This window comes from Herbaspirillum sp. CAH-3 (genome assembly GCF_009668275.1).
GTDB lineage: Bacteria > Pseudomonadota > Gammaproteobacteria > Burkholderiales > Burkholderiaceae_D > Herbaspirillum > Herbaspirillum aquaticum.
Genome location: NZ_VSWE01000014.1, coordinates 96,461 through 119,105, shown reverse-complemented (window position 1 = coordinate 119,105; position 22,645 = coordinate 96,461). Strand labels below are relative to the sequence as shown.

Genomic DNA, 22,645 nt, shown 5'->3' with positions numbered 1-22,645 from the left:
TCCTAATTCTGGAAAACGATGACGCGGACTGACAACGATGCCGGGGGCGTGATTGCACCTGTGGTGAAATTCTTCGCATAGACCGTGACCGTGTTGGGCGCTGTCACCTGTGCGGAAAAAATCATGCCAGCAACATCAATGCTGAAGACGGCTACTGCATCGCCTGGCGCCGCATCTGCCACTGCGAACGAAAGAGAGCCCTGGCTTTGCGCACCGATGGCCGGGAATGTGAGGCTGGCCGTCGCTGTGAGTGTCGATTGCCAGCCGGCCAGCGCGCGCCACACGTCCATAAACCAATTCGACCAGCCCCGGGTGATTCGCGCTGAATCGCCTTCAACTGGAAATTCTTCCTGGAGGCGAGGCTTGCTATTCATTGGTCACCGCCGCTGCCGCAAGAACGAATTTCACCGGATCGGTCATGCGGATCTTGAAGACGAAGTCATAGCCTCGCCCAAGCCGGCGCCAAATGACCCGGGTCCGGTACTCACCGATCTTGCCCATGGAGCGCCAAAGCTCATTGCCCCACGTGTGCCCGTTGTCGCGCGATACCTGCAGCATTACCTGCGGATCGCTGCCCTGGCCATCATTCACACCGACGCCTGTCTCAAAGTCGATTTGCATAAACGATGTGCGCAATACGTTCAAGTCACGGAAAACATGCCTCCCGACAATCTGCCGAACAATCGGCATACCGTTGTCGGTATATGCCGTCTGGTCCAGGTTGTAGATATTGCCGTTTTGGTAGTCGAAAACGCGGACCTTGTTGAGGTAGTCGACATGCATCTCGCCAAGGTGTCGGCCTCCCGCAAGGCCAGATTGCATCGATGTCCAAAGGCCTGTGCTTGCGTCATAAACCCACGACGCGCCGGCGCTCGGGAAGTTGATCTGATACATCGGGTGACCCTGATACACAAAGGCGCTTCCGGTCGCATCAGCCACGTTCGCATAGCCGTTGATGATGGTGTCCATCGACTGCGAACTGACTTTCTGCATCGTGTGACCTTGGAGCATGCGGACCTCGACCTGGCCGCCGTTGCGCACCAGTCCGATCAGTGTGTCATTGAACTTCGTCAGGGACCACGGCGCGGCCAGGCCGAATTCCAATTCCGAGCCGTTCTGATTGGAAAATGGCTGATCAAGGTTACCCGTGCTTGCCCAGAATTCAATGCTGTTCTTCCCGAAGAGCACGACCTCGCCATGGTCAGCAATGCATCGCACCAGGTCGTCCGGGCTGGATTCTGCGGTGGCAAAATCGAGCGCCGACACGTTGGTGCCATCATCAACCGCTGACCACTGGATCGCTCCCGAGCCGGTGAAGCCCATGATGAAAGTGTGATCCTGCCAAGTGATGTCGAACGGGTTGGCCAGCAAGCCGCCGGCGACAGTCACAAACGAAGATGCCACCACATACGAGCCAACCGGCGATGCAGAGGCGCCGGGGTTCGATGCCATCGTGTAGGTGAAGGTCGTCGCGCCGGTCACAGTGATGGTGAATGTCCCGTTGTACTCGGCTGGCGTGGCGCCGCTGATCGTGACCGTTTCCCCGGTGTAGCGATTGTGCGGCTGCGCCGTCGTGAGCGTTGCCAGGGTGCCCATGTTGGTGATGGATGCGATGGGTTGCGCAGTGCGATTGAGCGCGTACATGTATAGGTTTTTGCCGTCAGCAATGCCGATTTGCAACCCGTTGTAGCCCATCTGCACGCGGCCGGAGGTGGTGCTCAGCGTGCCGCGCGACACTTTCACGCCGGCGTTATTCACCTCCCAGAAGGTGCCCCGATGCACGACATAGAGGAAGTCATCGACGGGGATGCGGCCGCGCACCGGCGTGTCGCCAAAGCTCGTGAAAAGAGTCAGGCCAGGCATGCCATAGAACGCAAGCGGCGTTTTGTCGGCGTCTTGCGAGACCTCGGCAAACACGTTCACATGCTCCTGCGCGCTGACGGTAACGGATTTGCTTTTGGTGCCAAGCGAGAAAAGCGGTATGATCATGGCTCCCCCTTCTTGGAGTAATCCATGTCTTTCGACCCGATCAAAGCCGGCGCCATCGTTGCGATGATCATCAACGCCTGGCTGTGGTCGCGCGGCAAGAAGTGATCACTGTTTTTCATCGTTCGTTCCCAGGAAAGCGGCCGGCGACAGCATCAGGCGATTGCGCGGCGAGTTGCGCATCGGCTGATTGAGCGCGTTCGGCACGTTCAAGGCGTTGCGGGACTGAATCCCCACCGAGATGTTTTGCACCGGGCCCGCCAGCTGATTGCCGAAAGGAATCTTGCTGAGCAACGGGCTATTGGCGATGCGGTCCAGGATTGCCGACAGGCCGGCCGCCGCCGTGTTGGAGTTGTTCACCGCCGATCCCTTCGGCTGGAACTGCTCATAGCTGGCCACGCGGCCCACGGCGCGCAGCTGTGCCACCTCATCCGGCGTGAAGAACATGCCCAGCTTCTCATCACCGATCTGGCGCAGCGCCTTGTTGAAGGACGATTGGCTGACGTTGCCCACCTCATCTGCAGCGCCGCCCAGGGCCTGGCTCTTGAGGTGTGCGGCGATCTGGTTGCGGACGGCCTGCAGTGCGCCGGGGTCATTCTCCACGGCCGTGCGCAGCGCCTGCAGGTCGGCCACATTGGCGCGGCCGCCATTCCCCACGATGAACGTCTGCACGAACTTGTCCGGCTGCACGCCGTCGCGCAGCGCCTGCAACGCCGGGGTGCCCTCGACCTGCTGCATATAGCTGCGATTCAGCGCGCGGGCGCTGTTGAAGGCGTCGATGGATTCTTGGCCAACGTTCTGGGCCGACTGTTGCAGAGGCGTATCCTCCAGGGCCTGGCGCACCAGACCGAGCGCATACCGGGTGTTGCCATCGGTGGCGCCACGCTGAATCCGGCCAATGTTGCTCTTCAGCTGCTCCGCGATTTCCACATTCAGCGGAATCTGGCCTTGTGCAATGCGGTTCATCGTGTCGCGGATGCCAGCTGGCAAGAAGCTTTCGGCGTTCGCCTGGTTGAGCAGGTCACCGGCGCGCTGGGTGAAGGCAGACGGGTCCAGCGGCGCACTGCGGCCGGCCGAGTCCCGCGCACGCGAATAGGCTGCGCCGATGGCGCCCCGCGCGGCCTGGTCGGTATTGCCAAGCGCCTGCAGGATGCGGCCGCCCGCGTCGTACTGGCTCTCTGCGGTGCCGGCGCCCAGGTCGTTCAAGTTGTTGATCAGCGTCCGGTTGTTGGCGTTCTGCACGCGGCCCAGCTCCTGCGCGGCGGCGTCCTTGCTGTTGATGCCCAGCTTGGCCAGGTTGCGCTCCTGCGTGATCGTGGCTGGGTCCAGCGTCAGGGAGCCGCGCGTGGGGGTCGCGCCGACCATGCGGTAATCGGCCAAGCGGCGCACCGCGTCAGGCGACAGAATACCGTTGGTCTGCATTGCGGCGGCCACGTCCTGGCGGATGCTGTTCTGTACGGCCGGGGCCAGCTGGCCGAAGTCCACACCGCCCTGCTGCAGCGCCTGCGTGATCTGAACGTCAATCTGCTGATTCGCGGCCGACGCCGGGGTGGTGGCGCGGCGTACAGCATTCGAGGCCGACTGGCCGACCTGCATGAGCTTGTTCGCCGCCATGGGTGCGCCGACACCAGCAGCCAGGGAGGCCGCAAACTGCGCCGCGCCATCGCCGCCAGTTTCGCGCACGTAGCCGCCCGCACCGCCGGCTGAGGCATTGGAAAGGGTCTGCATGCCAGCGTTCTGGCCAAGCGCGGCCAGGGCGTTTTGCGCCACCGGGCCGGCCGCCGCCTGCGCCAAACGGTTTGCACCGCCCATGATGCCGCCACCGGTGGCCATCGTCGTCGCCACGTCGCCCACGATGCGCTCGCGCGCGTTCTGCGGCTTGGGCAGGCCGATCTGGTCAGCAACATCGGCCGCCAGCTTGCCGGCCGGCTTCAGGTTGGAGCCTGTGGCCATGTTGATGGTGGCGCCAATGGGGTCGGACAGCACGCCAACGGCATTGCCCAGGCCTTCCAGCCCATACCGCGCGGTCAATCCGACCTGACGCGGCACATCCTTGATGGCATCGGTCAATTGCTCGCCAACCCCCTTTTCTGGCGTCGGCGTGGCCACCACCATGCTGCGCACGCGGGCCAGCGCATCTTCGGCGGTCGAGCCTTCGGGCCCGGTCACCTCGTAAGTCTTGCCGTCAGGGGCGGAAATTCGGAAAGTCGGCATATCACTTCACCTGTGTGACGGTCCAGCCATCGGAGGATGCAGTCGGAGTAGCTGGCGCCGGCGCATCCTGGCCCAGGTACTTGCGCTGCAGGTCGCGCACGGTCTGCAAAGCAGCACGACGCTGCGCCACCGGTACCGTTGGGTCGCCAATCTGGCCGGCCATTTCGCGGTATAGCAGCACGTCCTTGTCCGACTGTGGGCCCGACATCTTCGGCATCTTGGATACCATGGCGCCCTGCAGAACCTTGAGTTGGGCATCCGCCTGTGCGGCGGCCGTGGAGCTGCCGAGTGCGCCCAGCGCCTGGTTGTAGCCAGAGCTCAGGTAGCCGTTGGATGCCTTCGCCAGCAACTTGTCCGCCTCGTCGGCAATCGCCAGCACGTCCTTGGCATCCTGCGTGCGCTGGTTGCCTTCCTTGCTGTTCTTGATGTCAGCAGGACCGCCGGGGATCGCTTCCAGGTTGCCATCGCTGGTGCGGCGGTAGCCGGGCGGTACTTTCCCGGCCTCCAGCTCCTGACGGCGCAGACCGAGACCTGCTTGAGCCACGCCGAGTTGTCCTTGCGCGATCGCGTTGTTGGCGCGGTTGTTGCGGGCCTGCTCGTCGGCCTGCTGCTGCTGGATGTTCAAGCCGCGATCCTTGGCCGCATTCTCAATGCGCTGCTGAGCGGTCAATACCTGCTGGCCAAAGGCCTTGACGTAGGCAGGATCGAACTGCGCAGGCGCGGCGGAAACATCTAGGCCCATGGATGCCGCATTCTTCTTGGCCAGGTCGTAGGAAGCCTGATCGGTGGCCGAGCCGACGATATTGAGCAGTGCGGTGGTCTTCTTGTGCGCCAAGTCGAACTGCGCCGCCTCTGCATCGCGCTGGGCCTTGGATGCCTCTGCCGCGCTCTTCTGCACGCCAGGAATGGCCGCGCCCGCGCCTGCACCGGCAAGGTTGCTTGTCACCTTGGCATAGTCCACCTTGCCGGTGGTCGGATCAACGGCGCCCTGATAGGCCCCGGATAGAGCAGTGCGGTCTTGATCCTGCTGCTGCGCCTGCTTCAACTGCAGCTGCGCCAGCGCATTCTGGTTCTGGAAGCCCTGCACTTGGCCGAGCTGCGCCAGCTTGTTCAGCGGGTCTTCGAGCTGCACCGTCGGGCGGCCGGCTTGGAAAAGGATGTTTGCGTCAATGGGCATGGCTCGTCCTTATTTAAAGCCGGTGAAATTGAACCGGCTCAAAGACTGGTTCAAGTCGTTATTACCGAAAATGGTCGGGGTACCCGTGTTCTTCATGCCACCCAGCTGACTCAGCAGGTTCTGCGTCTGGTAGTAGTTCGAGATCGAGTTCAGGCCGCCGGAGAGCGCATTGCCGCCGGCGATGGAGCTGGCCGCGCGCGAGTTGCCCGCGCCTGTGTAGAGGTTGGACAGCGCATTGCCCGTGGTCAGCGCGGTGCTGGTGCCTGCGTTGGCATAGTTGCTGCCGGCCGACGACAGCGTATTGGCTGCAGTCTGGCCGGCGCCAGAAGCGCCAGCCAAGAAGTTGTAGGTCTGGCCTTTGTCGTTCGTGAAACGGTTGTAGGCGTCGCCCAGGTAGGTGTTGGCGGTCTGCGCGGCACGGTCCTGCAGGGCCTTGGCTGCAGCGCCTGAATACAGGTTGCCGTTGGCCGCAGCCATGCGCGACAGAGCGTTCTGCCCTTGGTCCAGCGCGGTCTGATAGGTCTTCTGGTAGACGATATCGTTGTTGATCGCGTTCTGGTCGAATTTGCCGAGCAGAGAGCCATACGCCGGGTCAGCTTGGGCCGCCTTCTGTGCCGCTGCAGCATCAGCTTGGGATTTCTGGGTCTGAGCCGCGTTGTAGTTGTCCAGGTTGAAGCCGTACTGCTGCAGCTGGCCCGCCAACTGGCTTGCGTCCGAGCCCAGCGTGCTATTCGGATTCACGCCGTACTGCGCGGCATGATTCTGGATGAACGTATCCCATGCCTGTTTGTATTCCGGGGAATTCGCGTACAGGGTCGAGTTGGGCGTCCATGCTCCCGTGGTGTTTGCCAGGTCGTTGGCAGTCAGTGCCGTGAAGCCATTGGACGACGCACCGCCGGCGCCAGCATTGGTGCCAGACACAGGCAGCCCAAGCAAGTACGACAGTCGGTTGCTGGCGGCCGTACCATTGTTCAAGAATGGCAGGCTGTCCTTGCGAGACGTGTCGTACATGTACTTTTGCAGGTCATTGGCCTCGCGCTGGGCCTGCAATGTCGCCTGCGAAGCCTGCGCGGAAGCCTTGGCCTGCGCGTCTGCTGCGCTGCTGGCAGCATCCTGGCCGATGAGGCCGCCGACGATGGGGCCGGCGAATTGCATTACGCTGCCAATATCCTGCGCGATGCGCTGCTCGTGGAAAATCTTGCGGAGAAACGGGGTCATAGTGTCACCTTGCAAATCATTTTGACGATGCCGTTTTCGCGGCCAATTTCATCGAATCCAATGCGCCGGCAAAAGTCCATGCCGCGCCGGTTGCTCTCGCATACCGTAGTGCTGGCATAGCCGAACCGCTCAATCAGCGGACCCAGCACGCCCCGGAAGAACTTGCGTGTCGCCCAGCGCCGGTGTACCGCACCGTCAACCTCGATATGCACCTCAGGACCGTCGCGCATCAGCACGCCAACCACAGTCCCGCACCACACCACCGGCTCCAGCACAAACCGCTCAACCGATCGCGTCACATCGTCCAAGCTGCAGGCAATCCGCCGGCTGAAAATCTGGTGCAGCAGGATGGTGAGCTGGTCGCGGGTCATTGGTCGCTGTAAATCTTGTAGATTCGGCGATATGGCACGCCAGGCGGCATGTCGAGTTTCAACACGGTGGTGTTCTGGCGCTTCATCACTCGCCGAGCGTTTGCCGCTTGGCGCAAAATGTCAGGAGAAATTGGCACCCCAAGGGACATCGACATCAACTCTGCCAAGCTGTAGCGCACAGCAAGCTGATATTCCGGCGGGATCATCATGTCATTGGTCAGCGATGTGTAGCCATCTAGGCCAACACGCGTTACCAGCCGAATCTGTCCTGACTGTGCCTGTGGCCAAACAAGCAGATTGCCCACTGGGTATAGCCGCTGGAAAAATACCCCGAGCGGTACGCCGCTCAGGGTTTTGACTCCGATGCGTTCCCATTCTTCAAGCGAATCGACCACTTGAAGCGGGAAGTCCACGAGCCCGTCGCGCCAACTGGCAGCGTCAATTTTCGCTGGCAGAGCGATATCAATCGTGCCACCAGGCCCTATGGTGTAGCTCCCTGATCCGTTGGCCGAAAACATGACCACCTTTTGCGCGTAGACGTACTGTTTTTCAGTCGTCCACTGAGCAATCATCTGGTTCAAAGTATCCAGCGCATCACTGATGATTGATGGCGACAGCTGCTCATCTTCACCAACAGTGTTGATGTCCCTTAGAGCCAGCTCGATGATCCTGAAAACGGTGGTCATGATCAGGCGCCCTTGTTGGCCTCATCAAGCATTGCCTGCAGGTCTGCGCGTTTCACATAGCTGGAGGGCAGCGAGACGCCTTTTTCAGCCAATGCTGCACGCAACTGCGCGATGTTCATCGAGTCGGCCGGAGTGTTTTCTTCAACCTCAACGCCGAAGCCGATTTCGTTGGCTTGCTCTTCTTCCTGCTCATCCTTCACGATGATGTAATCGCTGTAGAGGACGTTGCCCTTGTACAAGCACTTGGGATATTCCATGCTCGTCTCCTTAGGTCGGGGCGACGCCGGACTGCACGGAGTCGGGGCGCATCCAGTTGATCAGGTATTTCTCACCAGCGGTCGGCGTGATGCTCGAACCGGTGTTGTTGGAGAAGGTGATGCCAACTTGGCCGGCACCGGCCACGCGCGATCCGACGATGCCAAGACCTGCTTGCGCAGTCGGCTTGGTGATGTCGAAGACAACATCGCTTGCCAGAAGGCCTGGCAGCGAGAAGGTCTGTTCTGCAGTGGTATTGGCCGCAACGGCGGCCGGCGAAAGGGTTACGGTTGCAACGCCCATCGCCTGCACGTTGCCCATGATTACGCCAACAGTCATGATCTTTCCTTTCAAAAACGGCCCCCGAAGGGGCCTTGGGATTAGTTCGACAGGAGGCGTGCGGCCAGCTGGGCGCGGATGGCCTTGTAACCGTACAGAACGTCGATACGGCACGGGAAGGCGTCGTTGGTGATGTCGTACTGGCGGACTACACGCATCGACAGGCCGTCATAGACTTCACGGGCCGAGAAGTCCACGCCTTCCGGCATTTCCAGGTCGGCGGTCACGAAGGCGAACGCATCACGGTGGAAGGCGAGGGACGGCTTGTACACTGCGCTTGCGCCGCCAACCTTGGTGATGGCTGCGCCGTTGGCGATGCCGGTAGAAACCACGTTCTGGCGGCCGGTCGAGGTGTAGATGGCCGGCGAAATGCTCAAGGTTCCAGCGCCACCAGCGTAATCGGCGGTCACCACGAACTGTTGCAGCATGCCGGTATCGGCTTTGGTCTCCGGATGCACGCGGTTGGTGCCGGCGAAGGTGATGACATCGCCCTTCTTGAAGGTGGTCGAGCCGGACGCCACCACCACCGACGAAGAGCCGTTGGCGGTCACCGCACCGTTGACGGTGTAGGTGGTGGCCGACAGCGCGGTGCCGGTTTGCTGGCTGGGCAGCAGGGTGTTTTCGTAGATCTTGCCGAAGCCTGCGGTCAGGCCCACCAGACCTTCGCGGTACTGGTCAGCGATGGTGCTGGAGTCTTGGAACAGACCCTTGAGGCCATCGACCAGATCCAGGTTGTCCTGGGTGTTGAGGATCAGGGCTCGGTTCGAGGTCGGAGTCAGCGAGTCGGTCAACAGCTTGCGGCCGGTCAGCAGCGTGCGCAGAGTGGCAGCGTTGCCAACGTTGTTGACGGTGTTGTACACGTCCAGCGCCATGTTGAAGGCGTCGGCCTCGATGTTGGCCGCCAGAACTGCCATGGCGGGCTCCAGGATGCGCTCTGCGAAGTCGTCCAGGCTCAGGGTCAGTTCAGCCGAGGTGAAGTTCACATCCACGCCCTTCTGGGTGGCCATGGTCAGGCTGACGGACTGCTCGTTCACGTCCTGGGCGGCCAAGGTGCGGCCGGTGCGAACGGTGAATTCGTTCGGCACACGGATTTGCAGGGTCGAGCCGATCTTGGCGCCTTTCTTGGCGTACTGATCGTCATACTGGCGGTTGATGGAGCCCACGAAGTTCAGCTTCTGATGCAGGATCATCAGCGCCTTGCGGGTGACCATGGTCGGGGTGAGAATTGCGTTTGCCATTGCAGTAGTCCTTTAGGTTCGGTGGTCAGCGAGATCGCTGTTTCAGCCGCTCCCGTTCCTTTCGTGCCCATGTATCCATGTCGTCGCTGTCACTCGGCAAATTGGAGCTTGCAGAACGACCACGTTGACCCACGGGATTGATCGGGGGCGGCGCGTTACTCTTTTCGGCCTTGGGCCGGGCGGCGATTTCAGACTCAATCTTTGCAAGCGCGCGAGCTGCCGAAATCGGACTCATACGGCTGATCTGCTCGGCTTGGGCGCGGTTCTTGGCCAAGTGGTAAGCGAGGTCGGGGCCGACATCACTTTCTTGGATGAACTCCACCATTGCCTCGTTGATCGGCAAACTGTGGTCCTGCATCACGACCGTTTCGAAGTCCGGGAATCGCTCTTTAGCCGACTCCACTTTCTCCATGAAACTTTCGTTTCTGCGTTCCATTGCTTCGCGTTGCTGGCGCTCCGTCAGTTGTTCCTGCGCCAGCTTTTCTGCCTGGTGCCGGATCTGCGCTTGCACGAATGCTTCGTCATCACCATTGAAGGCTTCGCGGCGCGGCTCGTTCTTCAGACGTTGGGCGCGGGCTTGTTCTTCTTGCTCGCGGCGCATCTGGCTGATCGTCCGTGCTCGTTCCTTCGCGAGTCGCTTTTGAATCAGTGCATCCAGCTCAGCCTGAGTGAATGTCTTTTCCTTCGGCGCCTCTTCCTGCTGCTGCTCCACCTCACCTGCCGCCGCAGTTGCGGCCTGTGCGTTCTGTACCTCGCTTGCTGCGCCGGCGAGTGCGGTTTCTTGGCCTTCGGCCTGGGTTACTTCAGTGCTCATCGTTTAGCCTCATGACTAAATCCCGGTGAATACGCGCCGGTACGTTGTTACAGCGTGTTGTAGAACGTGCGTTTCGCAGTCGCCCACGGGACGACGCCCGTAGAGCTGTAATGCGTTCCATCGTTGGAGTAGTTGGGCAGCCACTTATAGAAGTTGGCATTGGCCGGATCGGAAGAGCCGCGCAGCACACTCCCAGGGTCAAAGGTGCCATCAAGATACGTCCCAACTTGGCTCAAGCGCGTTGCGTTGTAGCTCGCAACGTCGCCGCCGACATCCCACTTCGGGCCGAACACAGTTTGACCTGCCAGCGTGGTGTAATCGCCCCCAGCGGCAGAGCGCGGCCCCAGCAACTCGCCGTAGATTTTCAGAGCTCTGGCACCAGTTGCCGCGCTGGCATTCGAACGCATGGCCGTGAGCACGGACTGGTCATAGGTGATGACCTGAGCGAGGGCCGTGGAGTTGTTTGCAGTGCCGTCGAACGAGTTGGTTCCCAAGCCGTAGTCGATCACGTTGGCGTATTTCACCAATGTGTTCATGGTCGCGGCGCCGTTGAACCACAGCAGGTTCGTGCAGCCGAACACCGACGCGTTCATGCCGGCAATAGGCGCCGATCCATCGCCATACAGAGCGCGAGCAAATTGCCCAGTGCCGCCATTCAGTCCGGCGCCGAGGGTGTCGTAGTAGCCTTCCCCCAAGCTGTCCTTTCCGGTCAGGATGACGATCGGATCGCCAGACACGAACGTGCCCATCAGCGCCACAGGCAACGCGGCCGTGCCAGTCGGCGCGGTACCACTGAATGTCATCGCGCCAGTACCGGCGATGTTGGTCCACGTCGTGACGGTTGGATCATAAATCTGCGCACGGGAACCGAACGCGCCTGTGGTGTACGACCAGTCGTAGTAGTTGTTGACCGGCCACGTGCCGTTGATCGGGATGTCAAATGAAAAGCGGTATCGCACCCGGTGTCCGCGCGTGAACTTAGAAAGGCCGAAAGCGCTTGGCAGCAAAACATCAGACAGAACCTCCAGCACAGAGCTTGCAATCGTCGTGCTTGTGGCACCCCCGAAATACATCTGGACTGTCTGATTAAGTTCTTGGTGCTCAAGATAGAGCGTGAAGTTACTCAGAACAGTGGTGTTGTTGGTGACCCCAGAAACTGCGCCGAGACGGTTTGTGATGCGGGCAACAATTCCATCTACATCGCCGGAGCCGATGACGTGTTGGTACAGATTTCCCACGCGCGCAGCAAAACTGGCGGACCCAGCCTGCTGTTTGGTCGGCAAGCGATTGAACGATGATGCATAGCGCAAAATTCCGGTTCTCAGGCCGCCATTCACCCAAGCGCCACCAGATTTCATGTAGACGCCCTGGGCCTGCTGCCATACCCCGCCGCGCTTGAAATAGACGCTTGTTGCATCTTTCCAGATGCCGCCGGCTTTCACCTTGATGCTCATGGCGCCTGAACCCAAACAGTTCCATCCGGCAGCCCGTCGTTATTCGACGGCGCCACAGACGAAGTGATGATGCGCTGCCCGCTCATCGGGATCGGCTGAAACAGGGTCGATCCAGCCAGAATCTGCGCTGCATGAGCATCAGAGACATTCCCATCTTGGCCAGGCTGCCAGATGCGATCCACGCCGGTGACCGGTTTCTCGTTGTAGGCCGTGGCGCCAAAGTAGTTGAGTTTCGCGACCATTACTGGACTCCGTTCATAGGTTGTTGCTGCATCATTTCTTGTGGAGGCGGTGCAAGCGCGATCTGCGAAGGATCAGGCGTATTCAGCACCTGCTGCATGGTCTGCATGACAATGGCCGCGATGGCATCGGGCGTCATGCTTGCGCCAACCACCTTCAGGCGGTCTGTCTCCTTGCCATACGCATCAATGCCCAGCTTGCGCTTGGTGTTCTCGTCGTCGTTCTTGGCTTTCTGGATTTCTGCTGCGGCTGCAGCCAGCTGCTGTTGCATCGCTTGCATTTGCATCTGCATCTGCTCCATCTGCTGCTGGATTTGCGGCGGGATGGCACTTTCGTCGTCATCGTTGATAGCCTGCAGCACAGCAGGATTGAGAACGGCGCGCAGACGCTTGGCCATGTCATCGGCTTCTGGCCAGTCCATCGACTGCACAAGCTTGTCGCCAATGACGCCCCAAAGATCCGGATTCGCCTGCACAAGCTGCGTCATCGCATCGGCGGCTTCCATGCGGCGAGTGGTGAAGCTCGGACCGGTCGATGTGTACACGTCGTAGGTGCCGATATTCGGATTGAAGACACGCTGAATTGCGCCCTGATCATCCTTCATCTTGGTGATGGCCTCAGGGTGCTTCGGGTCCAGCGTGGCATTCGTTGACTGCCCATCCTCACCGACGATGCGCGCGATCTGGCGCGTGTCCATCACGCGCGGGATCATGTCCAGGATGATGCGTCCCACATGGCGCACAGCCCAGTTCAGGCCCTTGATGTAGTGGAACGTGGCCGTGTCGCCTTCGCGCTGGCGGGCCATGATGGCCTTGCCCGAGGTTTCGTTGCTGCGCTGGCCCAGCGATGCGTCATACTGTCCGGTCTCACTCTTGATGTCGTCTGCCGCGCCCATGACGACCTGCTGCAGGCCAGGCTCAACAGCAGTCGGCTGCGTGCGCTGCGGCATCTGGATGGCCTGCCCCCCATCCTCAGATAGCGCGTTATACGGCAGGTAGGAATGGTTGTCCGTGTTGGCCGTCTGCCAAATCTTCTCGTAGCCAGAAATAGCCTCTGCGCTAGCGATGTACGGCGCCTTGGCGGTTGAAAGCACGCGCTCAAGGATTGCCGACTGCCCTGCGTTGTACACGCGCTGCGAGTCTTTGGCATTGCGCACGATGCCCGAGATGACAGACTTTTCCTCAACGGTCCAGACGTTGCCCAGCGAGCGCGCCACAGGGATGTAGCGGCATGGGATTTCCTGGCCATCTTCGCCGCCCTCAAGGATCTGCTGCGAGTTCAGCTTGCGCCACAGCACCTTGGGAATACGCACCTTGCGCGAGTCGATGGGCTGCTCTCCAACAATCACGCCTTCCGGCAGTTCCCCTTCGCTCTTCAGCGATGTTTCGCCATTGGCCCACAGGTAAAGAACGTCATCCTGGTGCGCGATTTCGTAGTACTCGACAACGCGGATTGTCTTGCCCGCGCTATTGAGCCATTCAGTGTCCTTGTCGAAGTCCCAATCGATCTTGTCCGCGTCGGGATAAGCCTTCTGGAATTCTTCTTCGCTCAAGCATTCTTCGATGAAGAACCACTGCCGATCAGCGCCAGCGGGATCTTTCGCATCCGGATCATCCCAGACCTTGAAAATGTCCTCGATGGGCTTGATCAGGATTTGCTGGTTGAACGAGCGCTCGTCGATGTAGTCAGTGAGCACGCGGATATAACCCATGCCGGCCGTCACCGCATACTTGGCCGCCACGTCATAAGCCACATCCGCATCACTCACAGCCTCAATACTGCGCGCGATACCCATCAGGATCTCTGCCACCTCTTCGTCAGCCTCATCATCGGCCGGGCGATATTTGATGGACGGCCGATTCATGGCGATATCGTTCGTCACCTGGTAGATGTGCTGCGGCATCTTGTTGATGGTCAGCATGGGGCGACTTTGGCGGGCTTTCTTGTCCTGCTCTTCCCACTGCCACGGATCATCGGGGGATGCGGCCGCGAAACGGATATCCTCGCGCATCTTGTTCTTGTTTTCGGAGAAACGCTCCACCGAGTAAGCAAACCGCTTCTTCGCGGTGCTTATCACTTCCTGCTCGGCGGTTTGCTTTTCGTTTTCCATTTCCAGTAACAGCCCTATGAGAATCTGGCGCCCGTTGTGGGAATCGTGTTCAGTTGCAATTTCGGTCTTGCTTTTGCCGCGCGGCGGGCACCTTCACAGGCGTATCGCAGCGCGTCGATTACGTGGTTGTCCTTGTCTTCGAGGATCGGAAGCACCTTGCTCTCGTCCATCGGATCAACCTTGTAGCGGTACAGCGTCAGTTCATCGATGGTGTGCTTGCAGCGCGGATGCACGATGATCTCGAATGACTTCAGGAACTCAACGCCCTCTTCCAGCGACTTCGGCCCCTTGACGGCCGGCATGATCTTGGGGAAACCGTTGTTGCGCATGTGGCTGATGGTTTCCGGCCTGGCTGAGTCCGCTGTGATGGGCCACTTCTCCGAATCTGGCACCGTCATGAATAGCTCGGGCAGGTTGGTGATCTCGCAGCCCACCATGTAGGCCTCGTAATCGATGTAGAGCCGGTTGCCCTCGATGTCACAGCGCACAAGCACCGTCGGGTCCACCGAGAATCCCCAGTCCGCGCCCAGGCGGTGAATCGTTCCGGCCGGCCGCTCGAACTCTTCCACCTTCCAGTTGCTGAACACTCGTGCGTTGCTGTGCCGCTCGTAGCCGCCCAGCCAGATATGCTGGTATTTGTCCGGGTCGCGGGCGCGGTCGTATTCCATTTCATCGACCATTTCCTGCGGCAGCCACGGGTTGTCCGTGAAATTGGCCTCGACGCAGATCGCGCCTTTCGGCTTTGTCGCCCCCCGAAACAGCTGGTCAATCGGATCGGTCTCGAATCGCGGGTTCCAGCTCGCCCAGATCTCACTGCCAGGCGCTCGGATGGTCGGGCGCAGCAGCTCCAGGCTACGCTGGCTGATGGTCTGCGCCTCTTCCAGCCATGCGCGCTTGAATCCGTCCAGCGACTTGATCGAATCAGCCGTGTGATCCTGCATGCCCTGGAAGATGATGACGCCCTCTCCACCGCCAGCCGGCCTGCACTTGATCTGGCCTTCCTGCACCTCGAAGTAGTAGCCCGCATTCATCTCGGCAATCTTCGACTCAATAAGCTTCTTGGCCGAGAACTTCAGCGACTTCTGGATTTCCCGGATGCAGACCGCGTCAATGGGCTCCCGCAAGCAGTCCTCAACCAGCAGCCCGGCGAAGAACTGCGACTTGCCCGACGCCCTGCCGCCGTGTGCGCCCTTGTAGCGGGCCGGCGCCAGCAGCGGCGCAAACACTTCGGCGGTCTGGATGCAAAGCTCGCTCATTCCTTGCGGACGATCTCTCTGACGATTTTGGTGACGGTCTGGGGCGTGTTGCCCTCGGTGCTGTTCTGGATTCCCCAGGCTTCGCGTTCTAGGCCCACGAGCGTTTTATGGATGTCTGCAATCTGCTTGGCGATGGCGGTGCGCGTTGCCAACGGCGCTTTGTTCTCAGTAGCTGCCTCCATCGTTTCCAGCTCGTTCTGGAGCTTCATCGCGTGGTCACGCAGCCTGCGGATGTCTGTGCGGTGCGCCAGGCGAACGTTTGCCACGGCCTGCGCATTGATCTCAACAACTTGTTTTTCTGCAATAGTGCGCGCTTCACTAACTTCCGCGCTAACTACGGCGGCGCTAACTTTGGCATCAGCTTTCGCCTGAATGCGCGCGCTGAGATCGCGGTCCCAGCCGTCGCGCTTCGCCCTCTTCAGGATCCCGGCATCGGAAACACCGAATTCGGTTCCGATGTCCTTGAGGGAGCGCACACCGGCGCGGTACTCCATTTCGACGGCTTCCCAGTCGATCTGCTTCCGCTTCGTCGGTGTATTGGCTTCAGTCACATTTCGTCAATCAGTTGTCTTGGAACAGGCTCAACTGTATTGACTTGCTCGCCCGATATGTCGGGCGTTTGCGGGGTGTTTTGATGGTCGGGGCATCGCTTGGCTGTTTCAGGTGAACAGCGGCCCACAGGCAGATGAACCGGGCGCCTCGTGAATGAGAAGGCTCGGTACCATCGCGCCAGCTTTCGATAGTACTCTTCGGAATCCCCGTGCATGCGGCCATGGACGAGAACGAGAATCCCCCGGCGATCAGCTCAGTGATCAGCCGAGGGAAGTCTACGGGGGTGGCCTTGACCTGGATCAGCATGCTTCTGGAATCCGCCATGCGGTAATCGATGCCACATCCAGCGTGCGGCTACACAACGGGTCAAAGCCTTTCCCCTCTCTGAAAAACGTCCAGCCTTCTTGCACGCCACGGACGACCTGGCCGCGCCAGAAGACCTCGCAGAAGACCAGATCAGGCGGCCGGCCAATTTCCCAATCGGTGGCCATCTCAGACTTCTTCGCCTTGGGCGTGTAGCACAGGGCGACAGACGGCGAGAACTCGAATCCTGGGCATGGAAAGCCAAGCAGAACTTCAAACAGGCCGATCATTTCTTTTCCTTCACTTCAGAATGCCCCTGTTTCGCATCAGATCGCGCCAGGCGCTGTTTTTCTGCCGTGTTAATGGGTAAGGCAGTCTTTCGCTCTTCGCGAGCCCACAGGCGCAGGAATCGGATTCGGTTTTTCATCTCACCCCCTCAGCGTGATCCACAGCGCAAACCCGAACGCCAGCCCGATTGCGGCGAGGGCCATGACGATGTCGATGGCGTCCATGATCATTTCCCTGCGAAGTGGTACATCACGCACCAGAAAAATGCGCAAGCCCAAGCTGCGGCTGTCTCGTATTCCTTGCGGTATGCATAGAGCAAAACTCCAAGGAAAAGAGACGAAATGCCGAAATAGTCGAGATGACTCATCACACCACCCCCGTCTGCGAGTTGCGCGCGCCCTGGCAGAGGCGCATGAACTTGCCCATGTCGAGCGCGAGCGGCTTGAACTCGGGCGGCGTGCGCGACTGCGCGACGGAAGGCGGCGGAGGCAGGTCTGGCGCTTCGGCTGGCCAGAACAGGTAGCTGTTGTGGAAGCCGCCATTGGGCGTGGTGGTGATCAGGCCGTCACGGCGCAGCTCATTGAGCAGGCGCTTTGCCGTGGTCAGGCTGCAGTGCATCGCGTCCTTGATGCTCTGGAACGTGCTGCCCGGGTGCGCCACGATGAAAGCGTGAATGGCTTCTGTGGTGACGAGTGTGCGCGGTGTGCTCATGCTTCCTCCAATCGCTTGAAAATCTGGCCGTGCCAGTGTTCGGTGTCTGCCTGCTGGTGCAGGGCGGTGATGCGCTGCTGCTCGATGGCTCGGAAGTGTGCGGCTACGGCCGCCAGGCCGGGCAATGGCTCGCCTAATGCCCGGGCCAGCGGGTTGGGCTGGGACAGAGGATTTTCGCCATATTTGCCAAGCTCAACCTCCGACATCCAAGGCCGCGAATGATCCGCATTGAGGCCGGCCAGCCTCGGCAATTGCCAGTTCTCGATCACGCTGCCCTCCCAATCGGCTGCCGCACGAGCCCTTCGGCGTTCAGGCCGTAGGCCAGGATGGCCAGGGCGTCGGCGTGGTTGTCATCGACCGGGGCGAATCCGCGCTTGCGGGCCTCGGCAATCATGGCTTGCTTGTCGGAATTGCCTTTGCCGGTCCAGTTTTTCTTGATGGCGCCAAAGCCCACGCCGATCATCTGCACGTTGTTGACCATGCACCACAGTTCCAGTTGCGCCTTGAAGCCGCCGTAGACGTGCGCGGCAATGACGCCCTTGTGCATCTTGATGTCTTCAAAGTAGACCACTTGGATCTCACCGGCCGCGCGCTTCACCTCGGCCAGGTGGTTGCGGAAATTGACCCAGCGCTGGCCGGCCGCATGCACGCCGGGCGCGCAGTTCACGGTGCCGCCGCTGATCTTGCCGCCGCGCACGTGAAGGGCCCAGCCGGTTTTGGTGCCGAGGTCGAGGGCGAGGATGTTCATTTCGCACGCTCCTTGAGCATGGCGTCGGCAATCGCGTAGAAGTACGCTGCATCTTCCTCAGGAGTGAATCGCGTCGGGCAGGATTTGTTTGCCATGAAGCCAGCCAAAGCCTGCGCAGCGAAGTAATCGCGCAAGGTCATGCCGGGCTGGATGATTGCGCTTTTGTCCGCGAATTCAATCGTTTGCGGATATGCCGGACCACCTGTTTCTTTTTCGCTCATCTTTTTCTCCTTGGTTGCGCTGGGCGCGGGTTATGCCCGGCCGGAGCCGGGCGCGGGATTAGTCGGGCGAGAAAATCTGCTCCACGCCAGATGGCAGCGAGAGTCGCGAATTCAGGTTCAGGAACAGCACGTAGCCTTCCAGCTCCCACAGCTTTTCGCGGGCTTTTGCTTCGGCCTGCTTGCGCGCGATATCGGTGCCGATATCAGCGTCGAAGTTCTCCGGGCTGACGCATGCGCTGTGCCCGCTGGCGAGCAGGAATTTGCCGTCGAGGAAGGCATGCACCACCGTGCTGGTGGTGTCACCGACGCGGCCGCCCAGGTACTGCACGCGGGCCATGAGGCGGTCGATATCTTCGGGCGTAACGCGCGGTGCCGTCAGGCCCTTGTGTTGGATTTCCTGCTCGATTGCTTGGTCGTTCATGTGGCTCTCCTGTGGTTGGTGCTGCGGGTTATGCGGCGGCGTCTGCCAGGTCCGCGAAAGGGTTATTCCCGATGGCCGGCGGCGACGTTGCTGATCGCCTCTTCGGCAAACCGGATTTGCAACAGGGAATGCTTGGCGCGGTCGGCCAGGATCCGCTTCGCCCAGCGCAGACCATCGACGGGCGCGCCGTTCTTCTTCACGGCCTCGTTCACGAATGTTGCGATCAGGGACTTGGCCCGGGCGACGTCTTCGGCAGAGGTGTTGGCTGGTTGCGCATGCTCCAGGCGGAACTCTTCGCGCACGGCCGGCGGCACCGGTGGCACAACTTCCTGGCGCATTACTTCGTCCAGTGCAGCGGAAAACCGCGGCTTCAGAGCGCTGGTGGTAAGCGTGGTCATCTCGTAGTACCCGACCTTCTGCGCGGCCCAGTAAATCGCCGGATGGCTCCAGACGTCCTTGGCCTGGTTGCGTGCGTACAGCTGCGCGATGGCCTCGATCAGCGCCGCGTCAGCATTCGGAGTCGGCCGGCAGAGCTCCAGAAATTCCGGCCAAGTCGGGACGAACTTTCCGCATGCGGCCAGGCCGCGCTTGATGTCCGAAAGCTTCAGTCCGTTGGCGCGGATGTTCTCGCGCCACACGGCCTTGGTGTTTTCGATCCCGGTGTCACGGCCGTTGACCATCGCGCCAGAGCCGTACTTGCTCGTGAACGCACTGCCGTAGTTGCCGAAAAGCTGGCCGAAAAGCCATTCCATCGGCTCAACGGCTGATGTCGCCTGTTGCTGCATCGATGGTGAGAGGTTGCTCGTCATGCTGGACTCCTAAGCCGATGGAATTCATGGCGCCGGCGCGCTGGGCGTCGCGGCTGGACTGGTGCTGGGCAGGCTGGCGGGCGCCGGCCACGTTCATGGCCTTGGCCTTGGTTGCCCAGGACGTCAGGATCGCGGTCACCAGGCCGATGCCGATGCGCTCGTTCGGCTTGCTGCTGCGCGCTTCCTCGCCTGCAGCAAGGATCGTCTCGACGGCCAGTGTCCCGGCGTCAACCTGCTTTGCGAGCTCCTGGACCTGCAGCTGGTGGGGGCTGACCTGCACGCCGGAACGGCGCAGCCCAACGCAGATGGCCCCGACTACGGTTGAGGTATCGCCTCTGGTTGTTACACCTGGTTTTAAGTCTGGTGTCTGGTGTCTGGTGTCTGGTGTCTGGTGAGCATTGCCTTCGCTATGCGTTCGCATGCCATTTGCATCATGCGATTCGGATGCGTTCGCATTGCCTTTGGATTTGTTCCAGCGTGCATCTGCAGATGCCTTCGCCTTGCGCTGCTTGTCTTGAAAGCGCTCGATTTCTGCCTGGATCCGCTTCTGCACATAGCCGTCATCGGTACGCGTCCAGAACTTCCCGAGCACATAATCGACCGCCTTGCGCTCAGGGCCGCTGGTTGCGCGTGCCATGCGATAGACCTCTTTCACGTCCAGCGGCAGCGGTTCCTCAGTCTGGTACGCCTGGTCGATCAGCCGGTTGTAAGCGCCGTCTTCCAGCATGGACAAGGAAACTGTGTCCTTGATGTAGTCGCCAAGATGCCGTTCGTAGTAATTCATGCCGCCTCCCTCACCTGTTCCAGCCCTTCCTTGATCTGGAAATCCTTGATGAGGTCGCGGGCATAGCCGGCGGTCATTTCCAGGGAAGCTGCGCGGATGTGTTGGAGCGAGACGCGCGCCGCGGCGGTCTGGTGCTCGTTGATCGGCATGTCGATTTGCAGGGCCTTACCGAGCTTGCGGAGGCCGTCAATGTGCAGGTCGACACCGAAGCGGCGCTCGTGGATTTCAAAGGCTTCTACGACCCCGGCGATGGCCACAGCGGAGTCGTACCAATGACCATCGATGGCGTCCTTGAAGATCGCCACGCCGTTGCTGGCGACATCGATAGTCCCGTTCTGCTCCAGCTGGTCAATGATGGCCAGCAGCGGGTCCATGATGGCCTTGCCCTTCCAGGGCTGCATCTTCAGCTTGATGTTGTCGCCTGCCAAGCGGCCAGGGCGATAGGCCTTGTTGCGTTTCTTCTGGGCGCTCATGCCGCCTCCTTCTTGCGCATGATCTTGTGCAGGAGCTTGCCGGCGTCGGCCTTGGATTTGGCCTTCATGCGCTGGAGCCAGCCGGTGGCGGTTTGCACCAGCGCGCGCAGCTTCGGCTCGATGACGCGCATCTCCTGCTCGGTCAGGTGGCCGTCCACCAGGGCATCAGTGGAAGCGGCGACGGCGTCCCCCAGCTGGGCCACGGCCTTGAAGACCAGGCGCTGGATTTCCTCAACGTCGATATCGCCGCCGTCCGTGGTGGGGATGTCGATGCAGATTTTGCCCAAGCGGAAGGCTTGCGCATCGAGTGCCGACAGCGCATCAGGAACGCGGACGCTGTTGCACAAATCCATGATGACGGTGGCCTCTTCAAAGCTGGGATAGTGCGACGCCACGCCCGGGCTCAACTTCTTGTACAGCACGCTGGCGCTCATACCGAGCCGCTGCGCCAGCGCTTCAATGCCGCCAGGGTAAGAGCGTGCTGCCGTGTAGAGGCAGTCGTGCTGGCTGGTCTGGCCGTAGTGATAGGTCATGGGAAATTCCTCGATTTATTTCCGGTGCGCACTTGCTGCGGTGCGCATAAAGTCCAGATCAACCAGACTCACATTGAAAGGACGAACCATGGAACTCACCGCCACGGCCCTGCTGCGGGCCAACTTGGAAGCGATCAGCCCGAAGCACGAGGTGGAGTGGCGCACACAGCGCGCGCTGCTGGACATCGCAGAGCGCCAGCTGGAGATGGCCGACGCCATCAAGAAGCTTGGCGAAGACGGCCGGCTGCTGCGCACGATGGTTGAGCGCGTGGCGCATCGGTAATTCATGGCCGGCCTCTTGAGGCTCTAGCCAACTGAAAGAATTCGAAGTTGGTCCGGATCGTGTGGGCCTCGAATTCTGTTTTGGCAGCCGCCAGATTCCGGTTGTATAGGGTCTTCGCATTTCGAAGGCGCACCCGCGCAATAACCTTCCCCGTCTTCAGGCGCCGGCTCATTGCTGCTCCACCAGCTCGTCCAGACCTTCGAAGGCTTCCGGGTGCTTGAGGCGCAGGAATTGTTCGCGCGCCTTGGGGATTCCGTTCGTGCGCCACTCGGCAACTGAAGGCGGCTTGCACTCGCAGATGCGCGCGACTGCGTTGGTGCCGCCGAGGCGGTCAATGACGGTGTTTGCAACTTGATTCATGAAATGCCCCTAAATGGAATTCACCCTAATGTTAGGCATTCCTTATTCCGCAGTCAAGGCATTCCTAATTGGAATTCCGTTAGGATTCCCTAATGAATACTCTTGCAGAACGATTGCAGGCCGCTTTTGAGCGGCGTCCAGACCTGACGCAGTCCGGGCTTGCCAAGGCCTGTGGCATTAAGGCCCCTTCGGTGGCCGACTGGTTGTCAGGTCGCACAAAAAAAATAGAAGGCGCCAACCTGTTGTTGGCTGCCCAATTTCTTGACGTGAACCCCTGGTGGCTCGCGACAGGGAAGGGACAGATTGAATCCTCTCCGAATGCGCTGAAGCTCAGCCGCGTTCACGCACTGGAGGAAGGCGAAGAGGATCCGAGGTTTGTGCCGATCAGGACGGTGAAGCTTCAGCTGCAAGCTGGTGTGAATGGAATTGCTTTGGACAAATCAGTGGAGGATGGACCGCCGCTTTACATGCCACGGCATGTGGTGCAGCGGCACGGATACATTCCGGGGGACCTCATAGCGATCAAAGTGCGCGGTGGAAGCATGGAGCCGACGCTTTATGAGGACGATATCGTGGTGATCAATACCGCCGACAAAACGATCAAGGATAACCAGGTCTATGCGGTGAACTACGAAGGTGAAGACGTTGTAAAGCGGCTTGTCAGGGATAACGGCGATTGGTGGCTCTCTTCAGACAATCCAGATCAGCGGCGCTACCCACGAAAGCTTTGCAGGGGTGGCGGCTGCGTTGTGATCGGCAGAATTGTCTATAAGCAAAGCGAAAATATCTGAACGGGAGGGG

The 22,645-nt window shown here is 60.3% G+C and carries 31 protein-coding genes; 2 read left to right on the top strand and 29 right to left on the bottom strand.

The genetic code is table 11. The features are described from left to right. Window positions 1-2: 2 nt before the first annotated feature. From FYB76_RS18690 to FYB76_RS18555, 28 genes are all read right to left on the bottom strand, one after another. Window positions 3-374 (bottom strand): hypothetical protein, encoded by a 372-nt coding sequence (locus FYB76_RS18690; protein WP_154134626.1) that lies wholly within the window; start codon window positions 372-374, stop codon window positions 3-5. Continuing rightward, window positions 367-1,989 carry a packaged DNA stabilization protein gene (locus tag FYB76_RS18685; protein WP_154134625.1) on the bottom strand — a complete coding sequence of 541 codons (1,623 nt, stop codon included), beginning with the start codon at window positions 1,987-1,989 and terminating at the stop codon, window positions 367-369. The genes FYB76_RS18690 and FYB76_RS18685 overlap by 8 nt, the downstream gene beginning before the upstream one ends. Before the next feature lie 105 nt (window positions 1,990-2,094). After that, the gene (locus FYB76_RS18680; RefSeq protein ID WP_154134624.1) at window positions 2,095-4,200 is read right to left on the bottom strand and encodes a hypothetical protein; all 2,106 of its coding nucleotides are present in this window, start codon (window positions 4,198-4,200) and stop codon (window positions 2,095-2,097) included. Between the two features lies 1 nt (window position 4,201). Beyond that, window positions 4,202-5,377, bottom strand: a complete 1,176-nt coding sequence (locus FYB76_RS18675) for a hypothetical protein (RefSeq protein WP_154134623.1) — start codon at window positions 5,375-5,377, stop codon at window positions 4,202-4,204. A 9-nt stretch (window positions 5,378-5,386) separates the two neighbouring features. Beyond that, window positions 5,387-6,595, bottom strand: a complete 1,209-nt coding sequence (locus FYB76_RS18670; protein ID WP_154134622.1) for a hypothetical protein — start codon at window positions 6,593-6,595, stop codon at window positions 5,387-5,389. Continuing rightward, complete coding sequence (locus tag FYB76_RS18665; protein WP_154134621.1) at window positions 6,592-6,966, bottom strand: hypothetical protein; 375 nt, start codon at window positions 6,964-6,966, stop codon at window positions 6,592-6,594. The genes FYB76_RS18670 and FYB76_RS18665 overlap by 4 nt, the downstream gene beginning before the upstream one ends. Continuing rightward, window positions 6,963-7,652, bottom strand: a complete 690-nt coding sequence (locus FYB76_RS18660; protein ID WP_154134620.1) for a hypothetical protein — start codon at window positions 7,650-7,652, stop codon at window positions 6,963-6,965. The genes FYB76_RS18665 and FYB76_RS18660 overlap by 4 nt, the downstream gene beginning before the upstream one ends. A gap of 2 nt (window positions 7,653-7,654) precedes the next feature. Beyond that, on the bottom strand, window positions 7,655-7,909 hold the full coding sequence (locus FYB76_RS18655) for a HeH/LEM domain-containing protein (RefSeq protein WP_154134619.1): 255 nt from the start codon (window positions 7,907-7,909) through the stop codon (window positions 7,655-7,657). Window positions 7,910-7,919: 10 nt separating this feature from the next. Beyond that, on the bottom strand, window positions 7,920-8,246 hold the full coding sequence (locus FYB76_RS18650; protein ID WP_154134618.1) for a hypothetical protein: 327 nt from the start codon (window positions 8,244-8,246) through the stop codon (window positions 7,920-7,922). Window positions 8,247-8,287: 41 nt separating this feature from the next. Continuing rightward, window positions 8,288-9,484: a P22 phage major capsid protein family protein gene (locus tag FYB76_RS18645; RefSeq protein WP_154134617.1), complete on the bottom strand. Its 1,197-nt coding sequence runs from the start codon at window positions 9,482-9,484 to the stop codon at window positions 8,288-8,290. A gap of 25 nt (window positions 9,485-9,509) precedes the next feature. Further along, entirely contained in the window at window positions 9,510-10,298 is a 789-nt protein-coding gene (locus FYB76_RS18640; RefSeq protein ID WP_154134616.1) for a hypothetical protein, read from the bottom strand. A 47-nt stretch (window positions 10,299-10,345) separates the two neighbouring features. After that, window positions 10,346-11,752, bottom strand: a complete 1,407-nt coding sequence (locus tag FYB76_RS18635; protein ID WP_154134615.1) for a hypothetical protein — start codon at window positions 11,750-11,752, stop codon at window positions 10,346-10,348. Continuing rightward, on the bottom strand, window positions 11,749-11,994 hold the full coding sequence (locus FYB76_RS18630; protein WP_154134614.1) for a hypothetical protein: 246 nt from the start codon (window positions 11,992-11,994) through the stop codon (window positions 11,749-11,751). Before FYB76_RS18630 ends, FYB76_RS18635 begins: the two co-directional genes overlap by 4 nt. Next, window positions 11,994-14,102 (bottom strand): portal protein, encoded by a 2,109-nt coding sequence (locus tag FYB76_RS18625; RefSeq protein WP_154134613.1) that lies wholly within the window; start codon window positions 14,100-14,102, stop codon window positions 11,994-11,996. The genes FYB76_RS18630 and FYB76_RS18625 overlap by 1 nt, the downstream gene beginning before the upstream one ends. Before the next feature lie 14 nt (window positions 14,103-14,116). Beyond that, window positions 14,117-15,358: a PBSX family phage terminase large subunit gene (locus FYB76_RS18620; protein WP_154134612.1), complete on the bottom strand. Its 1,242-nt coding sequence runs from the start codon at window positions 15,356-15,358 to the stop codon at window positions 14,117-14,119. Then, a complete protein-coding gene (locus FYB76_RS18615; protein ID WP_154134611.1) occupies window positions 15,355-15,909 on the bottom strand; it encodes a hypothetical protein in 555 nt (184 codons plus the stop codon). The genes FYB76_RS18620 and FYB76_RS18615 overlap by 4 nt, the downstream gene beginning before the upstream one ends. Window positions 15,910-15,919: 10 nt before the next feature. Continuing rightward, window positions 15,920-16,216 (bottom strand): hypothetical protein, encoded by a 297-nt coding sequence (locus FYB76_RS18610; protein ID WP_154134610.1) that lies wholly within the window; start codon window positions 16,214-16,216, stop codon window positions 15,920-15,922. After that, complete coding sequence (locus tag FYB76_RS18605; RefSeq protein ID WP_154134609.1) at window positions 16,210-16,503, bottom strand: hypothetical protein; 294 nt, start codon at window positions 16,501-16,503, stop codon at window positions 16,210-16,212. The genes FYB76_RS18610 and FYB76_RS18605 overlap by 7 nt, the downstream gene beginning before the upstream one ends. Further along, the gene (locus FYB76_RS18600; RefSeq protein ID WP_154134608.1) at window positions 16,500-16,640 is read right to left on the bottom strand and encodes a hypothetical protein; all 141 of its coding nucleotides are present in this window, start codon (window positions 16,638-16,640) and stop codon (window positions 16,500-16,502) included. The genes FYB76_RS18605 and FYB76_RS18600 overlap by 4 nt, the downstream gene beginning before the upstream one ends. 227 nt (window positions 16,641-16,867) lie before the next feature. Continuing rightward, the gene (locus tag FYB76_RS18595; protein WP_154134607.1) at window positions 16,868-17,212 is read right to left on the bottom strand and encodes a hypothetical protein; all 345 of its coding nucleotides are present in this window, start codon (window positions 17,210-17,212) and stop codon (window positions 16,868-16,870) included. Further along, the gene (locus tag FYB76_RS18590) at window positions 17,209-17,481 is read right to left on the bottom strand and encodes a hypothetical protein (protein WP_154134606.1); all 273 of its coding nucleotides are present in this window, start codon (window positions 17,479-17,481) and stop codon (window positions 17,209-17,211) included. The genes FYB76_RS18595 and FYB76_RS18590 overlap by 4 nt, the downstream gene beginning before the upstream one ends. Beyond that, window positions 17,478-17,960: a hypothetical protein gene (locus tag FYB76_RS18585; protein WP_154134605.1), complete on the bottom strand. Its 483-nt coding sequence runs from the start codon at window positions 17,958-17,960 to the stop codon at window positions 17,478-17,480. The genes FYB76_RS18590 and FYB76_RS18585 overlap by 4 nt, the downstream gene beginning before the upstream one ends. Beyond that, on the bottom strand, window positions 17,957-18,181 hold the full coding sequence (locus tag FYB76_RS18580; protein WP_154134604.1) for a hypothetical protein: 225 nt from the start codon (window positions 18,179-18,181) through the stop codon (window positions 17,957-17,959). Before FYB76_RS18580 ends, FYB76_RS18585 begins: the two co-directional genes overlap by 4 nt. 58 nt (window positions 18,182-18,239) lie before the next feature. After that, a complete protein-coding gene (locus tag FYB76_RS18575; protein WP_154134603.1) occupies window positions 18,240-18,602 on the bottom strand; it encodes a Gp49 family protein in 363 nt (120 codons plus the stop codon). Between the two features lie 62 nt (window positions 18,603-18,664). Next, window positions 18,665-19,411 carry a hypothetical protein gene (locus tag FYB76_RS18570; protein WP_154134602.1) on the bottom strand — a complete coding sequence of 249 codons (747 nt, stop codon included), beginning with the start codon at window positions 19,409-19,411 and terminating at the stop codon, window positions 18,665-18,667. Beyond that, window positions 19,359-20,195, bottom strand: a complete 837-nt coding sequence (locus FYB76_RS18565) for a YdaU family protein (protein ID WP_154134601.1) — start codon at window positions 20,193-20,195, stop codon at window positions 19,359-19,361. The genes FYB76_RS18570 and FYB76_RS18565 overlap by 53 nt, the downstream gene beginning before the upstream one ends. Then, window positions 20,192-20,668 carry a hypothetical protein gene (locus FYB76_RS18560; RefSeq protein ID WP_154134600.1) on the bottom strand — a complete coding sequence of 159 codons (477 nt, stop codon included), beginning with the start codon at window positions 20,666-20,668 and terminating at the stop codon, window positions 20,192-20,194. The genes FYB76_RS18565 and FYB76_RS18560 overlap by 4 nt, the downstream gene beginning before the upstream one ends. After that, on the bottom strand, window positions 20,665-21,201 hold the full coding sequence (locus FYB76_RS18555; RefSeq protein ID WP_154134599.1) for a phage regulatory CII family protein: 537 nt from the start codon (window positions 21,199-21,201) through the stop codon (window positions 20,665-20,667). The genes FYB76_RS18560 and FYB76_RS18555 overlap by 4 nt, the downstream gene beginning before the upstream one ends. Before the next feature lie 88 nt (window positions 21,202-21,289). Here FYB76_RS18555 and FYB76_RS18550 point away from each other — a divergent pair, with 88 nt between their 5' ends. Further along, window positions 21,290-21,484, top strand: coding sequence for a hypothetical protein (locus FYB76_RS18550; RefSeq protein WP_154134598.1), 195 nt, complete (start codon window positions 21,290-21,292; stop codon window positions 21,482-21,484). 168 nt (window positions 21,485-21,652) lie between these two features. Here the strand turns inward: FYB76_RS18550 and FYB76_RS18545 are convergent, their stop codons facing one another. Further along, on the bottom strand, window positions 21,653-21,844 hold the full coding sequence (locus FYB76_RS18545) for a hypothetical protein (RefSeq protein WP_154134597.1): 192 nt from the start codon (window positions 21,842-21,844) through the stop codon (window positions 21,653-21,655). Window positions 21,845-21,936: 92 nt separating this feature from the next. Between FYB76_RS18545 and FYB76_RS18540 the strand changes: the two genes are divergently transcribed. After that, entirely contained in the window at window positions 21,937-22,635 is a 699-nt protein-coding gene (locus FYB76_RS18540; protein ID WP_154134596.1) for a S24 family peptidase, read from the top strand. Window positions 22,636-22,645 lie beyond the last annotated feature (10 nt).

Coding starts and splice junctions, on each gene's coding strand:
- FYB76_RS18580 (WP_154134604.1), bottom strand. CDS start 18,181: ATGAGCGAAAAAGAAACAGGTGGTCCGGCATATCCGCAAACGATTGAA.
- FYB76_RS18565 (WP_154134601.1), bottom strand. CDS start 20,195: ATGAATTACTACGAACGGCATCTTGGCGACTACATCAAGGACACAGTT.
- FYB76_RS18620 (WP_154134612.1), bottom strand. CDS start 15,358: ATGAGCGAGCTTTGCATCCAGACCGCCGAAGTGTTTGCGCCGCTGCTG.
- FYB76_RS18600 (WP_154134608.1), bottom strand. CDS start 16,640: ATGAAAAACCGAATCCGATTCCTGCGCCTGTGGGCTCGCGAAGAGCGA.
- FYB76_RS18645 (WP_154134617.1), bottom strand. CDS start 9,484: ATGGCAAACGCAATTCTCACCCCGACCATGGTCACCCGCAAGGCGCTG.
- FYB76_RS18640 (WP_154134616.1), bottom strand. CDS start 10,298: ATGAGCACTGAAGTAACCCAGGCCGAAGGCCAAGAAACCGCACTCGCC.
- FYB76_RS18610 (WP_154134610.1), bottom strand. CDS start 16,216: ATGCTGATCCAGGTCAAGGCCACCCCCGTAGACTTCCCTCGGCTGATC.
- FYB76_RS18655 (WP_154134619.1), bottom strand. CDS start 7,909: ATGGAATATCCCAAGTGCTTGTACAAGGGCAACGTCCTCTACAGCGAT.
- FYB76_RS18575 (WP_154134603.1), bottom strand. CDS start 18,602: ATGAACGACCAAGCAATCGAGCAGGAAATCCAACACAAGGGCCTGACG.
- FYB76_RS18675 (WP_154134623.1), bottom strand. CDS start 5,377: ATGCCCATTGACGCAAACATCCTTTTCCAAGCCGGCCGCCCGACGGTG.
- FYB76_RS18670 (WP_154134622.1), bottom strand. CDS start 6,595: ATGACCCCGTTTCTCCGCAAGATTTTCCACGAGCAGCGCATCGCGCAG.
- FYB76_RS18630 (WP_154134614.1), bottom strand. CDS start 11,994: ATGGTCGCGAAACTCAACTACTTTGGCGCCACGGCCTACAACGAGAAA.
- FYB76_RS18560 (WP_154134600.1), bottom strand. CDS start 20,668: ATGAGCGCCCAGAAGAAACGCAACAAGGCCTATCGCCCTGGCCGCTTG.
- FYB76_RS18555 (WP_154134599.1), bottom strand. CDS start 21,201: ATGACCTATCACTACGGCCAGACCAGCCAGCACGACTGCCTCTACACG.
- FYB76_RS18650 (WP_154134618.1), bottom strand. CDS start 8,246: ATGACTGTTGGCGTAATCATGGGCAACGTGCAGGCGATGGGCGTTGCA.
- FYB76_RS18550 (WP_154134598.1), top strand. CDS start 21,290: ATGGAACTCACCGCCACGGCCCTGCTGCGGGCCAACTTGGAAGCGATC.
- FYB76_RS18625 (WP_154134613.1), bottom strand. CDS start 14,102: ATGGAAAACGAAAAGCAAACCGCCGAGCAGGAAGTGATAAGCACCGCG.
- FYB76_RS18690 (WP_154134626.1), bottom strand. CDS start 374: ATGAATAGCAAGCCTCGCCTCCAGGAAGAATTTCCAGTTGAAGGCGAT.
- FYB76_RS18635 (WP_154134615.1), bottom strand. CDS start 11,752: ATGAGCATCAAGGTGAAAGCCGGCGGCATCTGGAAAGATGCAACAAGC.
- FYB76_RS18660 (WP_154134620.1), bottom strand. CDS start 7,652: ATGACCACCGTTTTCAGGATCATCGAGCTGGCTCTAAGGGACATCAAC.
- FYB76_RS18540 (WP_154134596.1), top strand. CDS start 21,937: ATGAATACTCTTGCAGAACGATTGCAGGCCGCTTTTGAGCGGCGTCCA.
- FYB76_RS18585 (WP_154134605.1), bottom strand. CDS start 17,960: ATGAACATCCTCGCCCTCGACCTCGGCACCAAAACCGGCTGGGCCCTT.
- FYB76_RS18685 (WP_154134625.1), bottom strand. CDS start 1,989: ATGATCATACCGCTTTTCTCGCTTGGCACCAAAAGCAAATCCGTTACC.
- FYB76_RS18605 (WP_154134609.1), bottom strand. CDS start 16,503: ATGATCGGCCTGTTTGAAGTTCTGCTTGGCTTTCCATGCCCAGGATTC.
- FYB76_RS18570 (WP_154134602.1), bottom strand. CDS start 19,411: ATGACGAGCAACCTCTCACCATCGATGCAGCAACAGGCGACATCAGCC.
- FYB76_RS18595 (WP_154134607.1), bottom strand. CDS start 17,212: ATGAGCACACCGCGCACACTCGTCACCACAGAAGCCATTCACGCTTTC.
- FYB76_RS18680 (WP_154134624.1), bottom strand. CDS start 4,200: ATGCCGACTTTCCGAATTTCCGCCCCTGACGGCAAGACTTACGAGGTG.
- FYB76_RS18545 (WP_154134597.1), bottom strand. CDS start 21,844: ATGAATCAAGTTGCAAACACCGTCATTGACCGCCTCGGCGGCACCAAC.
- FYB76_RS18665 (WP_154134621.1), bottom strand. CDS start 6,966: ATGACCCGCGACCAGCTCACCATCCTGCTGCACCAGATTTTCAGCCGG.